Here is a 15,024-nt window from a genome sequence, read left to right as displayed (position 1 = left end):
CAGTGCCGCCCCGCTCTCAACCCGCGCTCGACTCGGGACGGAGCGGCGCGACGGCGGGTGGCGCGCCGCTCACTCGTCCAGCAACGCCACCGCCCGGGTCCAGCCGGCGCCCGCTCCCGCGATCTTCACGGGGAAGCAGGCGACCCGGAACCCGGTGGGCGGCAGGGTTTCCAGCCGCGCGAGCCGCTCGATCTGGCAGTACTCGCGACGGCGGCCGGCGAAGTGGGCGGGCCACAGCACCGACTGGTCGCCGGTGGCGTGGTAGCGGCGGATCATGTCGCAGAACGGGGCGTCGAGGCTGAACGCGTCGGTGCCGATGACGCGGACACCGAGGTCGAGCAGATAGTCGGTGGCGGGCCCGTCGAGGCCGGTGAACTCCGTGAAGTAGCTGGATGTGCCGACCCACCGGGAGGCGCCGGTGTGCAGCAGGACGATGTCCAGCGGCTGCGGCCGGCAGCCGATGCGGGCCAGTTCCTTCTCGATGTGCGGGACACCGACGGTGCGGGTCTCCGGATCCGCCGCGCTGATGTCCAGGACGTGGGCCGGGCGCAGAAACCAGTCGAGGGGCATCTGGTCGATGGTGCGGGGCACTCCATACGCTCCGGTGGAGCCGTAGTGCGCGGGGGCGTCGACATGTGTGCCGGTGTGGCTGGTCAGGGTGAGCGTGTCCAGGGAGAGCAGTTCCTGGCCCGGCAGTTCCGACGGGTCGAACTCGATGCCGAAGTGTTCGCGCATCTCCTCGCTCATGTGGTGGGCCGCCTCGGCCGGCGTCATGATCTCGTGGACCAGCGGGTCCGGCTCCCAGCCGGAGGCGTCCACCGGTGTCGACAGGTCGATGATGCGCAAAGCGGCCCCCTACGGCTGGCGTTGGGCAGGATCACGCCGGACGGTGTCAGGAGCGCCTGGAATACGGCTGGAACAGCCGGAAACGAACGCGGACAGCACTACGGCTCCGCTCGCCCTCGCGGGGGGTGTTGGGGAGCGGAGCCGTAGCCGACCCGGCAAGAAGGGCGGCGCCGGGCGTTCAGGGGAGGTGCGATGGGGCGGGGGGCATACGCGGTTGTGGTGCGGGGCGGGAAGGACTGAGGGCTGACGACCAAGAGCTGAGCGGCAGGGACCTACGCGGCGAACAGGTCGAGCACGGGCCGGCGCCACTGCCCGCCCAGCTCCAGGTCCAGCGCGGGGTCCGAGGCGAGCACCGCCTGCTGCAGCTTCTGCAGCCGCGGGGAGGGTTCGAGCCCCAGGTCCTCGACGAGCCGGCCGCGCAGCCCCTGGTACACCTCCAGCGCCTGCCACGGGCGGCCGGACCGGTACAGGGCGGCCATGCACTGGGCGTGCAGCCCCTCGTGGAGCGGATGTCGGGCCGTCAGCTCGGTGAGTTCGGTGAGCAGCTCGGCGTGGCGGCCGAGGCGCAGGTCGGCCTCGATCCGGCGCTCCAGGACGCCGAGTCGGCTCTCCTCCAGCCGGGCCAGCTCGATCTCCAGGATCGGTCCGACGCGCACGTCCACGAGGGCGGGACCGCGCCAGACCGTCAGCGCCTCGCGGAACAGAAAGGAAGCCTCGACATCGTCACCGGTGTCGAGCGCGTCCCGCCCGGCGGCCACCAGCCGGTCGTACTCATGGATGTCCACCGCGCCGGGCTGGGCCTCCAGCACATATCCGCCGTACCGCGTGGCCAGCACGTTCTTCGAGGCCTCGGGCGCCTGCGGACCGTACGCCGCGGCCAGTCTGCGCCGGAGCTGCAGAATGTACGTCTGCAGCGTCGTCAGCGCGCTGCGCGGCATCTGCGCGCCCCAGATTTCCTCCATAAGGGTGGGCACCGGGAGCATCTGGTTGGCGTACACGGAAAGCAATGCGAGGATCTGCCGCGGCTTGCCCGCGCTGGGCACGATCGACTGACCGCAAGCCTCGACACTCAGCGGCCCCAACACCTTGATTTCCATGGTCGTGTACCCCTCCGTCAGACGGTCCACCAGGTGCCTCTTTGGCCGCGCGGCCCTGCCATTGAGGCACATATGAGCCTCGCGTGCGGGTGGTGGATGCGGCCAGTGCCGGACTCCCGAACCGTGCATGAGTCCTGTGAGGCGGAGGTCATGACAAGTTCACACCCTGGTTATGAGGAAAGCACTGGCAAGCCGTGGATCCGTCATCGCAGACTCCTTGCCAGGACCGCCTCTCACCCTGAGGAGAGCCCACAATGACCGACACATCACCCGTCCCCGCGAGTCCTTCGGCCCTGTGCGCCGCGGGCCCCAGCCCCGCCGACCTGGGCGTCGACGACTTGGTCATAGAGGACCTCTCCGCCGAGCCATGGCCCGCGGCCGCGCCGGGCATCTGCATCTGCACCATCAGCGTCGGCTGATGGGCACATTGGGCTTCTCTCCGCACCTACGGGTCGAGCAGGTGCCGGGCGAGGCCGTCTACCTCGTCTCGGAGCGCGGCGTCACGGCGCTGCACGGACGGACGGCCGAGACGCTCGCCCCTCTGCTCGACGGCTCCAGGGACCTGGAGCGCATCCTCGCCGAGGCCGATGTACGCACCGATCCCGCCGAAGCCGCCGCGCTGGTCACCCGCGTCATCGCCCGGCTGTGCGAGGCGGGCCTGGTGTGTGAGCGCGGCCGCTACCCGCGCCCCGAGGACGCGTACTGGGGGCTGGCCGGCGTGACCGCCGCCCCCGCCCCGGCCCCCGCCGCCATCCCGAGGGCCCCCTGCGCCGACGACCTGCGGTCCGCCGTCGTGGTCCCCGTGGCCCTCGGCAGCACCGAGCGGGACGAGGCCGTCCAGGCGCTGCGGGCCGCGGGCATCCGCGCCGTGGAAGGGGACGGGCATGGGGATGGAGACGGGGACGGGGACGGGGACGGGGACGGGGCGGACGGAACATGTCAAATCGAGAGGCGTCAACATGGCGACGCCTACCTCACTCTTGTGGTCTGTGACGACTACCTCGATCCACGCCTCGCGGCGTTCGACGCCGAGCACCGCGCGTCCGGCCGCCGCTGGTTGCCGGTCAAGCCGGTCGGCACGACGGCGTGGATCGGCCCGTTCCTGGGTGCCCAGGACGACCCGTGCTGGTCCTGCCTGGCCGACCGGCTGTGGCGACGACGGCAGGCCGAGGCACACCTCCAGCACCGACTCGGCCGTCAGGGCCCGGTGCCGCGCCCGCCCGCGTCGCTGGCCGCCAGCCGCGCCGCCGCGCTGCAGCTGGCCGCGCTGGAAGCGGCCACCTGGCTGGCCGGGCACCGCCACCCGGGGCAGCGGGCGCTGTGCACCCTGGACACCCTCACCTCCGCCCTGGAGCACCACGCGGTGAGCCGCCGCCCACAGTGCCCCGCCTGCGGCGACCCGCGGTTGGTCGCGGCGCGGATACGGACGCCCCTGACACTGGCCCCGCGCGCCGACGACGCCCCGTGGCAGATCGCCGACAGCCCACCGCGACGGATCATGGAGACGTACGGGCATCTGATCAGCCCCGTGACCGGGCTGGTGAGCGAGATCCGCCGCGACCCGCGCGGGCCCGCCTTCCTCAACTGCTTCCACGCCAGGCACCCCGCGTACGCCGCCGTCGACCTCACCCCCGCCTCCCCCGCCGGCCTCACCGGCCGCGCCGATCCCACCGGCCCAGGGGCGCCCCCCGGCCTCGACGCCGTACGGGCCGGGCTGCGCACCGCCGCCCACGGCAAGGGCATAACCTCCGAGCAGGCTCAGGCGAGCGCGCTGTGTGAGGCGTTGGAGCACTACAGCGGCCACTTCCAGGGGGACGAGCCGCGACAGCGCGCCCGCTACCGCGACCTCGACCCCGACGACGCCGTGCACCCGAACGCGGTGCAGCTCTTCGACCCACGGCAGTTCCGCGACCGGGGCACCTCCGCGCGCCACCGGGTCTGCGATCCGTTCGACGAGCGGGCGGAGCTCGACTGGACGCCGGTGTGGTCGCTCACCGCACAGCGGCACCGGCTGCTGCCCACCGCCCTGCTGTACTACGGCACCCCACAGCCGGCCGGGCGGCGCTACTGCCGGGCCGACTCCAACGGCGCGGCCGCCGGGGGCAGTCTGGCCGACGCGGTGGTGCGCGGCTTCCTGGAGCTGGTGGAGCGGGACGCGGTCGCCCTTTGGTGGTACAACCGCACGCGCCAGCCGGCGCTCGACCTCGACGCCTACGACGACCCGTGGATCGCCGAACTGCGGCACGTCCACGCCGGACTGCGGCGCGAGGTGTGGGCGCTCGACCTCACCTCCGACTTCGGCATCCCCGTGGTGGCGGCCGTCTCCCGCCGTACCGACAAGCCCGCCGAGGACATCACTTTGGGCTTCGGTGCCCACTTCGACCGGCACACCGCGCTGCGTCACGCCCTGGCCGAGCTCAACCAGATGCTGCCCCCCGTGGTCGAGGCCCGCGCCGACGGCGACGGGTACGGCGTGAGCGCCGACCCGGAGGCGCTGTGCTGGTTCCGCACCGCGACCGTCGCCAACCAGCCCTATCTCGCCCCGTCAGGAGCGGTGGCCAAGGGCGCGGGCACCCCCGGTCCACATGGCGCCGACACCCTTGACCTCATAGCCGAGTTGGTCCGCGGGCGCGGCATGGAGCTGCTCGTCCTGGACCAGACGCGGCCGGACGTCGGGCTGCCCGTGGCGAAGGTGCTGGTGCCCGGGCTGCGTCCGCACTGGGCCCGCTTCGCGCCCGGCCGGCTCTTCCACACGCCGGTGGCCCTGGGGCGGCTGGCGGAACCGACCCCCTACCACCACCTCAACCCTGTCCCCCTTTTTCTGTAATCACCTGTGATCGACTGTGAGATCAAGTAACCCTCTGTGTACAGTCAGCGCCCTACGCCACCTCTCCACGACCGGAAAAGATCGGATACTCTCGGGCAAGTTACCCAATCCAGCCCGACCATCCGGAGGACGAGTGCAGGGCATCCCCTTGCCCGACGACGCCGGGAGCGACTCGGCTCGTCACCGCGACGATCTCGCGCCGCGCCTGGCCGTGGTGATCACGGCGGTGGTGCTCGTGGGCTACTTCTGCGTCGCGGTCACCTACGTGGTCGACGCGCGCCCGTCGGGACGGGCCCTGGACGCCGCCCTGTTGATGCTGGCGCTGCTCCCCGTGCTGGCCGCCCTGTTGGGGCTGCAGCTGACGCACTCCTTCCCCGGGCTCGCGCCCCGGCTCAGCGGGGCGCGGCACTGGACGCTGGGGCTGCAGGCGCTGCTGACCTTCCTCCCCTTCGCGGTCTTCAAACACGCCTGGCTCGGCATGCCGGGGTTCCTGGCGGGTTCCTCGCTGCTGGTGCTGGCGCCCCCGCTGTCCTGGGTGGCCTTCGCCGCCATCATGGGGTGCACCGATGTGCTGCTGTTCCAGGTGGGGTTCGGGTGGGGCGAGGTGGCGTACACCACCGTCTCCACCGCCCTGACCGGCCTGGTGGTCTTCGGCCTCTCGCGGCTGTCCGGGCTGGTCGCCGAGGTGTCCCGGTCACGGGCCGAACTGGCCCGGCTGGCGGTGGCCCAGGAGCGGCTGCGGTTCGCCCGCGATCTGCACGACCTGCTGGGCTACAGCCTGTCCACCATCACCCTCAAGTGCGAACTCGTCCACCGCCTGGTGCCGCCGGAGAACTCCCGTGCCCAGCAGGAGCTCTCCGAGATCCTGCAGACCTCGCGCCAGGCGCTCGCGGACGTACGGGCCGTGGCCAGCGGATACCGCAAGATGTCGTTGTCGGCGGAGGCCGGCACGGCCAAGTCCATGCTGGCCGCGGTCGGCATCAGCACCACGGCCGAGGTCGACTGCGGGGCGCTGCCCGACCTGGTGGACACCGTGCTGGCGAGCGTGTTGCGGGAGGGGCTGACCAATGTGCTGCGGCACAGCAAGGCGGAGCACTGCGCGATCGAGGCGCGGCGCGCCGATCAGACCGTCCGGTTGACGCTTTCCAACGACGGGGTGGGCAAGCCCTCGACCATTCTGCGTGCGGACAGCGCCGACAGGTCGGACGGCGGCAGCGGAATCGGCAACCTCAAGGTCCGGCTGGAGAATCTGGGCGGTCGGCTGCGCGCGGGCGTACGGGACGATGGCTGGTTCGAGCTCCGGGCCGAGCTCGAACTGCCCGTGGATTCAGCCCCGGAGGGGCGTGAGCGGGGTACGGAGGACGAGTACGGCTCGGCCGTGACGGCGTAGCGGCATCGCCGTCAGAGCCAGCCGGCCTCGCGGGCGATCCGGATGGCGTCCACCCGGTTGCGCGCGTTCAGCTTGGTGACGACGGACGTCAGATAGTTGCGCACGGTACCCACGGACAGGTAGAGCCGGGCCGCGATCTGCGCGGAGCCCTCCCCCTGGGAGGCCAGCAGCAGTACTTCCAGCTCACGCGGGGTCAGCGGCTGCGGCTTGTCGTCCAAGGCGGCGAGGACGAGCTGCGGATCGATGACCCGCTCGCCCTTCGCGACCGCGCGGATGGCGTCGCAGAGCTTGTCCGGGGTGCTGTCCTTGAGCAGGAAGCCCGAGACATGGGCCGCCAGGGCGCGGCGCAGATTGCCGGGCCGGCCAAGGCTGGTGAGCATTATCGTCCGGCACTCGGGCACGGCGGTGTGCAGCTCGGCGGCGGCGGTCAGGCCGTCCATGCCGGGGAGATCGATGTCGAGGACCGCGACATCCGGGCGGAGCTCCTTCGCGCGCGGCAGGATTTCGGCACCGCTCGAGAACTCGGCGACGACCTCGATGTCCGGCTCGAATTCCAGCAGTGCGACAAGCGCCTTGCGCAGCATGTGCATGTCTTCGGCTATCAGCACTCTTACCACGTCGCCCTGCCCCTGCCTGCTCAACCCCCGCCGTATGCCCGCATACGATTATTCCCAAATCTTCTCGGCCGCTCCACCAATTCTCGGCCGAATCCGCCCACCGAACACTCGTACTGTCGCCACACCGAGCTTATGATATGACTGCTACTCGGATGACCACTGTCCACTTGGGAAACGGCGCATCGCCATCCGCCACCCGACACGACGGCATCGAACTCGAATTCATCGAATGCCAGTCGCATTCCACGCCCCAGCGCTTTTGTATATGCCTCTTTCAATGTCCACAGCCGCAGCAACGCCCGCTCGCGCTCCGGTTCCACGAGGCCGGCCAGCGCCGCGCGCTCGGCGGGGGCGCACAGCCGCCGGCCCACGTCGGCGTACGGCATCGGCCGCCCGGCCGCCTCGACGTCCACGCCGATGCGGCCACGCCGGCTGACGCCCGCGACGAGCAGTTCCCCGGTGTGGCTGAGGCCCACTTCCACCCGGTCGGCCCCCACACGGCGGGCGTACGGCCGCCCGCCCGGCTCGTACGCGAGGCACACCGCCTCGGGAGTGGTGTCCGACACCGCCGCGACGAGGTGTTTCAGCAGCAGTCGCGAGGCCATGAAGCGCCCACGGGCCGCCGGGCGGGGCAGTGTGCGCAGGCGCCGCCGGTCGCGGTCGTCGAGCATTCCGCGCAGGACCGGGTCGAGGGCCACGTCCTGGGGGCCGGCCGGCAGCCACTCCCGCCACCGGCCGTGGACGACCGCCCGGCCGTGCGCTGCATATGCCTCCCGCACTGGTCGCCAGGGGCCGTCGGGCCCGGTCAGCAACAGGGGTGACACGGGTGGTGGTGGAGGAGGCGGGGGCGAGAGTGGCGGCGGGGGTGAGCCGTCCACCGTCACGCGGCACCTCCGGCGACGGGCTCGTGCAGCAAGGGCGCGAAATCCTGGTACAGGGGCCGGACTTCCCCCCGCAGAAACTGCTCGCGAAGCGTGGCGCGGGACACCTTGTGGGATCCGGCACGGCGGACCGTACCGGGGCGGACCAACAGCACCCCACCCGCGGCGGCGCCGAACTCCTCCGCCACCCGGTCGCGTACCCGCCCGGCCAGCCCGGCCAGTACGGCGTGTGAACCGCCCGCCGTACGGACCTCCTGGACCACCACCAGGGGCCCGGTGCCCGGCCCCGCACAGAACACCCGGGCGGAGCCGAACGGCCTGCCACAGCGCAGCAGTTCGCGCTCCACATCCTGTGGATGCAGGGTCATCCCGTCCACCATGAGGCTGTCGGCGAGGCCGCCTTCATGGGTGCGGCCCGTCATCCGGATCTCGCCGTCCCCCGCGATGCCGAGGTCGCCGGTGCGCAGAAATCCGCCCGCCGCGGACTCGGTGTCGGGTGTGCGGCCCCAGTGGCCGGCGGCCACGGCGGGGCCGCGCGCCCAGATCTCACCGGCCACGCCGTCGGGCTGCCGTCGCCGGGTCGCCGGGTCGACGACGCGGAGGTCCAGGCCGGGCACCGGACCCCGTCCCTCAGCGGTGAGGAACGGCGCCGCCTGCGCCGGGGCGTATCCGGCGACCAGGGTCCCGGGGCGCAGCCCGGCGGCCGCGCAGCGGCGGTGGAAGGCCGCCATGGTCGCGGCCGAGACCGGCTCGGCGGCGTTGAGCGCCGTACGGAGGCGGGAGAGGTCGAGCCCGGCCAGCTGCTCGTCGGTGGCCTCGGCGGCACAGCGGGCGTAGCAGGTGTCGGGCGCGACGGTGTGGGTGATGCCGTGGCGGCTGAGGGCCCGCAGCCAGGCGACGGGGTCGGCGAGGTGCGGGCGTCCGGGCAGGGGTACGGCGGTGGCGCCGAGCCACAGCGGGTGCAGCAGCTGGCCGATGAGGCCGGGGGTGTGGTGGCGCGGCAGCCAGCCGCCGATCCGGGAGCGGCGGCCGGTGCCCAGCGCCTGGCGCAGGGCGGGCATGGCGGCGAGGAGGTTGCCGTGGGTGATGAGCGCCCCGCGCGGCGCGGTGGCCGGCCCGGCGTCGTAGGCGAGGAGGGCGAGGCTGTCGGGCGTGGTGCGCACGGGGGTGGTGTCGGCCGCGGCGGCGTGGGCGTGCGGGGCGGCGTGGGCGTGCGGGCGGAGGCCGTCCACGGCCAGGCAGGTGATGCCGGTGCGGCCGATGAGCGAAAGCCTGCGGGAGGTCTCCGTGGCGTGTGCGGTCTCGGTCAGGACCAGGTCCACTGCCGCGTCCTTGGCGATGGCCGCGGTGCGCTCCGCCTCGGTGCGGGAGGCGGTCGGTGCGGGGACGGGGACCGCGACCGCCCCCGCGTACAGGCAGCCGAGCAGCGCGGCCGCCGCGTGCGGACCGGGGTCGAGGACGAGCAGCACCCGGCGGCCGGGCGCGTCGCGGGCGCGCAGCCAGGCGGCTACGGCGCGGGCGTGGGCGTCGAGGGCGGCGTAGCTGATCCGCTGTTCGCCGCCCCCTTCGGCCGGGTGGACCAGCGCCTCGCCGGTGGCGCACAGCATGGCCCGGTCCATCAGGGCCTCGGCCAGATTCGCATGTCGGTGCATTCTCGTCTCCCCAGCGCCTGACGGGACCCGGCCCCACACCGCCTCGCCACCTCGGTAGGGGGCATTGAGGTGTCGAGGCAGCGAGGCGGCGGCTCGAAGAAAGTGTCGGGGCGGCGACTCGAAGGCGGCTCGAACTTGGACAGGTCATAGGACAAGAGGCAAACCTGTGCGGGTCATACCTGGGGCCATGACATTTGTCCTGCTGGACTGCGGACTGTCGACACTGCCGCCGCCTGGTTACGTTCCGTAGCGTCTGTTCCATGACAAGCACAGCGATGACAGGGCGGCCGCCCGTGGTGGAGTTCGCCGGTGTGGCGAAGCACTACGGCGCGGTGCGCGCGGTGAAGGGCATCGACCTGACCATCCGGCGCGGCGAGTCGATCGCCCTGCTCGGCCGCAATGGCGCGGGCAAGTCCACCTCGATCGGCATACTGCTCGGTCTGCTGCCGCCGAGCGCGGGCCGGGTGCGGCTCTTCGGCGACACGCCCGAGGCGGCGGTCCGCTCGGGGCGGATCGGCGCGATGCTGCAGGAGGGTGCGCTGATCACCCGTGTGACGGTCCGTGAGCTGGTCGCCTTTGTGGCCGGCACCTACCCGAGGCCGCTGCCGGTCGCCGAGACGCTGGAGCTGGCGGGGCTGACCGAGCTCGCGCAGCGGCGGGCGGACCGGCTCTCCGGCGGGCAGGCACAGCGGCTGCGGTTCGCGCTCGCCATGGCGGGCGGGCCGGAGCTGGTGGTGCTGGACGAGCCGACGGCGGCGCTGGACGTGGGGGCCCGGCGGGAGTTCTGGGCGGCGATGCATTCCTACGCGGCGCGGGGCAACACGGTCCTGTTCTCCACCCACTATCTGGAGGAGGCCGACGAGAACGCCGACCGGATCGTGGTGATCGACAAGGGCCTCAAGGTGGCGGACGGCACGGGTGAGGAGATCAAGCGGACGGTGGGCGGCAATGTCGTCGCCTTCGAGCTGGGGGACCGCTCCTCCGAGGGGCTGGAGCAGCTCCCGGGGGTGACGAGCGTCGAGATCCGGCGCGGCCGGGCGTATCTGCGCAGCGCCGATTCGGACGCGACGGTGCTGGCGCTCGCCGAGCGCGGGGACGTACGGAATCTGGAGGTGCGGGTGTCCCGGCTGGAGGACGCCTTCGTCGCGCTCACCACCGGCAAGGACGACCTGGACGGCCAGGAGGGCTCGCAGGCTCACAGGGCCGGCGACGGCCATGAGAACGACGGCTACGAGGACCGAGAGGAGGCGGTGGTCTGATGCTGACGTCCATCGCACTGGAGCTGCGCAGGACCACCCGTGACATCGCCTTCCTGGCCTTCGGGGTGGCCCTGCCGGTGGTGATGTACCTGCTCTTCACCAACGTCGGCGGCGGTGACGGCGACGGGGACTCACGGGACACCGCGGCGATGATCGGGATGGCGGCGTACGGCGCGCTCGGCGCGGCCCTGGCGAACGGCACGGGCGTGGCGGAGGACCGGGGGCGCGGCTGGCTGCGGCAACTGCGGATCACCCCGCTGACACCGCTGCAGGTGGTGGGCGCGCGGGCGGTGACGGGTTCGCTGGTGGTGCTGCCGTCGATCGTGGCGGTGTTGGGGGCCGGGTTCCTGGTCAACGGGGTGCGGATGCCGGTCCTGCGGGCGCTCGCCCTGGTGGCGGTGTTGTGGCTGGGCACCCTGCCGTTCACGCTGCTGGGCCTCGGCAACGGCTACCGTCTGTCGGCCCAGAGCACGGGCATGGTGAACACGGCGGCCAGCATGGGGCTGTCCATCATCGGCGGGCTGTGGATTCCGCTGAGCGCCTTCCCGCACTGGTTCGGCTCGATCGCCGAGTGGACGCCCACGAATCGCTTCGCGCAGTTGGGGTGGGACGTGTCCGAGGGCGCGCTGCCGGCGGTCGGCGCGGTGGTGGTGCTGGCGGGGTGGTTCGCGGTGTTCGGCGCGTATGCGGCCTCCGCGTACCGGAAGAGCACCCACTCGAGGTGAGCCCATGTGGCGCCTGCTTTTGCGGCTCGGTTCGCCTCCGGCCACCGCTGGGTGGGGGTACCTCCCAGCGGTAGCCGGGACGCCCCCTCCCCGGCCGTCAGGTCGACCGCGCCTTGCGGTCGATCTGCACGGTCCAGCCGCCGCCCGTGGTGCGGCCGGTGACGGTCACGCGCACGTTGTCCCCCCGCGCGGAAAGGGTCTCCCCGACGCCCAGCGTCGCATCGGCGAGTTCGGGGTAGACCGACTCGTTCCAGCACGCCCCGGTGCCGGGGTGGCCGTCCAGCACCTCGATCGGACCGTTGCCCGAGGCGGTGTCGTTGCGCACGCGGTAGACCAGCACGCCCTCGGTGCAGGTGCCGGCGTCGTTGCCGTACGCGCCGCGTGCCTCGATGGCCAGCGCGGTGGTGGGGCCGGTGCGGACCACGACGAGGCGGGTGCGGCTGTCGGTAGCCGGGCCGCCGCCCGCCATGGGCGCGCCGAGGGGTTCGAGGGTGTGCAGGGTCGCGCCGGGGGCGCGCACACATTGCACCTGGCGCGGGCGCAGCCACCCGAGCTTCCACTTGTGCCACCCGAAGGGGTCGGGCGCCAGTCCGAATTGGCTGCCCATCAGGTCCCAGTCCCCGACATAGGTGTCCCAGTCGCCTTCACCGTCGGCGCTCTTCGGCCGGTGGTAGAGGTCGGGGAGGTCGAAGACATGGCCGGTCTCATGGGCCAGCACATTCCGGTCCGGCGGATGGTGCTCGAACACCGTGACGAGTCGGCGCAGCTCGACGCCGTCGGCGCGCAGCGGCTGCTCGAAGTTGACCACTTTTGTCGCGTCGGCGTCCACGCCCGGGGCGTCGGGGTCGGCGACGAGGTAGACGACGTCATAGCGGCCGAAGTCGATGGAGGGGTCGGCGGCGGCGATGGCGTCGCGCAGATATGCGGCCCGCCGCCCGGCGTTCCAGTCACGCCTTATGGCGTACGAGGTGGACGCCTCGGGCATGGTGATCCACCGCTTCGCGGCGTGCACCCGCAGCCTGAACTGCCCGTATGAGGCGCGCCGGAAGAATGCCGTGGTCGCGGGGATGTGGTCGGCGGCCAGCCGTCGCAAAGTCACCTTGGGCGTGGCGTCCGGGAAGGAGAGGAAGACCATGGCCGCGTGGAGGGTGTGGGCGGGGCGGGGGTAGCTCGCGTTCCAGGTGTCGACGCCCTCGGAGTGGTGGGCGCCGGTGCGCTCCAGCGTGCACGGCCCGCCCGCGCCGGCCGCGAAGGCGGGGCCCGACACCACGGTGGTCGCGATCATGGCACTGAGGGAGGTGAGCACGGCCCCGGTGCGGCGCAGCCGAGGCGGGCGCCCCACCCCCTCGGGGAGTCGGCCCACCCCCTCGGGTAGCTGAGGACGCGCCATGTCGACCTCCCGGACATAGTCGGACCACCCCGTCCACCCTGAGGCGGATGCGAGCGGTACGCCCTGTTCGGCTGGCCCAGTCGAGTGAACCGGCCCCGATGCGGGTACGTAACAGACGGTCACAGTCGGTCGTGAGGGCAGTGGGTCCGTGCAGAGTCGAACAGATACGACCAAACACATGTACAACGCATCAATGGTCACGATCGCATTGTTGGAACGGTCGGAGCACGAGCCTCTATGATCGGCACATTTCCAGCGGGGACTCCCTATTCGGGCGGGCATTCACGGCCCGTCCGGCACCCGGTGTGAGACATGCACAAGATGTGTACGACAGACCTGTACGAGACGAGCGCCACGCGGGAGCGAGCGGTGAGCGGATCCCCCGACGGCCAGGGCCGCGCGCCCGGCGCGACTCTGCCGACGATCACGGAACGTAACGCGGCGCCCAGCGCCGGGCCGCCCGGGAGCACCCCCGTAGGGAGCACCCCCGCGGGGGTCGCGCCCGCAGAGGTCGCCCCCGGGGGGAACACTCCCTCAGGGAGCACTCCCCCTGGGGGCACACCACCGCCCGGCACCGCGCCGAGTGACTACCGGGCCGCGTTCAACGCCGCGCGGCTCGCCATGGCCGTCGTCAACCGTGAGGGCGTGGTGCTCGACGCCAACCCCGCGCTCGGCGTGCTGCTGGGCACCGAGCCGGCCCGGCTGATCGCTCGCAGCGCCGCGGACCTGGCCGATCTGCGCGAGGATCCGCGAATCTGGAGCGAGTACCGCGAGGTGTTGCACGGCCGCCGCCGGCGGCTGTGCTGCACCCGTCGGCTGCAGCGCCCCGACGGCCATGCCCTGTGGGCCGAGATCACCGTCGAGCCGGTGCCGGACGGGTGCAGTGTGCTGCTGTCGATGGCCGACATCAGCGAGCGGCGCGATCTGCAGGGGCGGCTGCGCCATCTGCAGATGCACGACCCGGTGACCCGGCTGCCCAACCGCAATCTCTTCTTCGAGCGGCTGGCCTCCGCGCTGGAGGCCGCCACGTACGACCGGGGCGGCACCGGGCGGATCGGGCTCTGCTATCTCGACCTCGACGGCTTCAAGGCGATCAACGACACGCTCGGCCACCGCGTCGGAGACCGGCTCCTGGGCGCGGTCGCCCAGCGGCTCACCGAGTGCGCCGCGCCCGGCGGTCATCTGGTGGCGAGGCTCGGCGGCGATGAGTTCGCCCTGCTGGTCCGGGACTCCACCGGTACGGAGCAGCTGTGCGAGCTGGCCAAGTCCGTACTGGCGGCGCTGCAGCGGCCGTTCGACGTGGCCGGGCAGCGGCTGTCGGTGTCGGCCAGCATCGGCGTGGTGGAGCGGCCAGCCGCCGGGACGCACACCACCTGGCTGATGCAGGCCGCGGACACCACGCTGTACTGGGCCAAGGAGGACGGCAAGGCGCGCTGGACGCTTTTTGACCCGGAGCGCAACGCCCACCGGATGACCAGACAGGCGCTGTCCAGCACGCTGCGTCCGGCGGTCGAGCGGGAGGAGTTCGTGCTCGACTACCAGCCGCTGGTCGGGTTGGTCGACGGCACGGTGAAGGGCGTGGAAGCGCTGGTGCGGTGGGATCATCCGCGATTCGGCAGACTGTCGCCGAATCGGTTCATCTCACTGGCGGAGGAGAACGGCGCGATCGTCCCCCTGGGGCGGTGGGTGCTGCGGACGGCATGCCGGCAGGCCCGCGACTGGCAGTTGGCCCACCCCCGCAACCCGCTGATCGTCAGCGTCAATGTGGCGGTCCGTCAGGTCTGGGACTCGGACCTGGTCGCGGACGTCGGCTCGATCCTCGCCGAGACGGGACTTGCGCCGCATCTGCTGCAGTTGGAGCTGACCGAGTCCGCGGTGATGGGCTCGGCGGGGCAGCCGCTGCAGGCGCTGCTGCAACTCAGCGAGATGGGTGTGGCCATCGCCATCGACGACTTCGGGACCGGCTACTCCAACCTCGCCTATCTGAGCCGGCTCCCCGTCTCCACGCTGAAGCTCGACGGGTCGTTCGTCCAAGGGTTCCGGGCGGAGGAACACCCGAACCCGGCCGATGAAACGATCGTCCAAGCGCTCGTCGAGCTCGCGCACCGGCTCGGTCTCACGGTGACCGCCGAGTGTGTGGAGAGCGCCGAACAGGCGGAGCGGCTGGCGCGGATCGGCTGCGACACCGGGCAGGGCTGGTTCTACTCCCGCCCGGTGCCGCCGGACCGTATCTCCGCCATGGTCGGCGGCCATCCGGCGGCCACGGGCGCGCAGTAGGGGCGGGCGTCGGGCCGGCCGGAGAGGTCAGGCGCCGGGCGGGTCAGTCACGGGACGGACCAG

At 72.2% G+C, this 15,024-nt stretch carries 12 protein-coding genes; 6 read left to right on the top strand and 6 right to left on the bottom strand.

Annotated elements, in window-relative coordinates; all coding sequences use genetic code 11:
• Positions 1–69: 69 nt before the first annotated feature.
• Both PV419_RS29915 and PV419_RS29910 read right to left on the bottom strand, forming a co-directional pair.
• Entirely contained in the window at positions 70–846 is a 777-nt protein-coding gene (locus PV419_RS29915) for a cyclase family protein (protein WP_319694265.1), read from the bottom strand.
• A 272-nt stretch (positions 847–1,118) separates the two neighbouring features.
• The gene (locus tag PV419_RS29910) at positions 1,119–1,943 is read right to left on the bottom strand and encodes an AfsR/SARP family transcriptional regulator (RefSeq protein ID WP_319694538.1); all 825 of its coding nucleotides are present in this window, start codon (positions 1,941–1,943) and stop codon (positions 1,119–1,121) included.
• 254 nt (positions 1,944–2,197) lie between these two features.
• On the opposite strand from PV419_RS29910, the gene PV419_RS29905 reads away from it, so the two are divergent.
• The 3 genes from PV419_RS29905 to PV419_RS29895 all read left to right on the top strand — a co-directional run bounded on the left by PV419_RS29905 (position 2,198) and on the right by PV419_RS29895 (position 6,160).
• Positions 2,198–2,362: a hypothetical protein gene (locus PV419_RS29905; protein ID WP_319694264.1), complete on the top strand. Its 165-nt coding sequence runs from the start codon at positions 2,198–2,200 to the stop codon at positions 2,360–2,362.
• Positions 2,362–4,770 carry a TOMM precursor leader peptide-binding protein gene (locus PV419_RS29900; RefSeq protein WP_319694262.1) on the top strand — a complete coding sequence of 803 codons (2,409 nt, stop codon included), beginning with the start codon at positions 2,362–2,364 and terminating at the stop codon, positions 4,768–4,770. The genes PV419_RS29905 and PV419_RS29900 overlap by 1 nt, the downstream gene beginning before the upstream one ends.
• Before the next feature lie 133 nt (positions 4,771–4,903).
• Complete coding sequence (locus PV419_RS29895) at positions 4,904–6,160, top strand: sensor histidine kinase (protein WP_319694260.1); 1,257 nt, start codon at positions 4,904–4,906, stop codon at positions 6,158–6,160.
• A gap of 11 nt (positions 6,161–6,171) precedes the next feature.
• Here the strand turns inward: PV419_RS29895 and PV419_RS29890 are convergent, their stop codons facing one another.
• From PV419_RS29890 to PV419_RS29880, 3 genes are all read right to left on the bottom strand, one after another.
• Positions 6,172–6,777: a response regulator transcription factor gene (locus PV419_RS29890; RefSeq protein WP_319694536.1), complete on the bottom strand. Its 606-nt coding sequence runs from the start codon at positions 6,775–6,777 to the stop codon at positions 6,172–6,174.
• A gap of 20 nt (positions 6,778–6,797) precedes the next feature.
• Positions 6,798–7,475 (bottom strand): 4'-phosphopantetheinyl transferase family protein, encoded by a 678-nt coding sequence (locus PV419_RS29885; RefSeq protein ID WP_319694258.1) that lies wholly within the window; start codon positions 7,473–7,475, stop codon positions 6,798–6,800.
• A gap of 182 nt (positions 7,476–7,657) precedes the next feature.
• Positions 7,658–9,310 (bottom strand): AMP-binding protein, encoded by a 1,653-nt coding sequence (locus tag PV419_RS29880; protein WP_319694256.1) that lies wholly within the window; start codon positions 9,308–9,310, stop codon positions 7,658–7,660.
• Between the two features lie 260 nt (positions 9,311–9,570).
• Here PV419_RS29880 and PV419_RS29875 point away from each other — a divergent pair, with 260 nt between their 5' ends.
• Positions 9,571–10,569: an ABC transporter ATP-binding protein gene (locus PV419_RS29875; protein ID WP_319694255.1), complete on the top strand. Its 999-nt coding sequence runs from the start codon at positions 9,571–9,573 to the stop codon at positions 10,567–10,569.
• Positions 10,569–11,294 (top strand): ABC transporter permease, encoded by a 726-nt coding sequence (locus PV419_RS29870; protein ID WP_319694253.1) that lies wholly within the window; start codon positions 10,569–10,571, stop codon positions 11,292–11,294. Before PV419_RS29875 ends, PV419_RS29870 begins: the two co-directional genes overlap by 1 nt.
• Before the next feature lie 97 nt (positions 11,295–11,391).
• Here the strand turns inward: PV419_RS29870 and PV419_RS29865 are convergent, their stop codons facing one another.
• Positions 11,392–12,684: a M6 family metalloprotease domain-containing protein gene (locus PV419_RS29865; protein ID WP_319694251.1), complete on the bottom strand. Its 1,293-nt coding sequence runs from the start codon at positions 12,682–12,684 to the stop codon at positions 11,392–11,394.
• A gap of 312 nt (positions 12,685–12,996) precedes the next feature.
• On the opposite strand from PV419_RS29865, the gene PV419_RS29860 reads away from it, so the two are divergent.
• A complete protein-coding gene (locus PV419_RS29860; protein ID WP_319694250.1) occupies positions 12,997–14,961 on the top strand; it encodes a putative bifunctional diguanylate cyclase/phosphodiesterase in 1,965 nt (654 codons plus the stop codon).
• Positions 14,962–15,024: the final 63 nt, after the last annotated feature.

It is taken from the genome of Streptomyces sp. ME19-01-6, from assembly GCF_033793745.1.
GTDB lineage: Bacteria > Actinomycetota > Actinomycetes > Streptomycetales > Streptomycetaceae > Streptomyces.
Note: the sequence above shows the minus strand (reverse complement) of the source record. Positions and strands in the feature narration are given on the sequence as shown.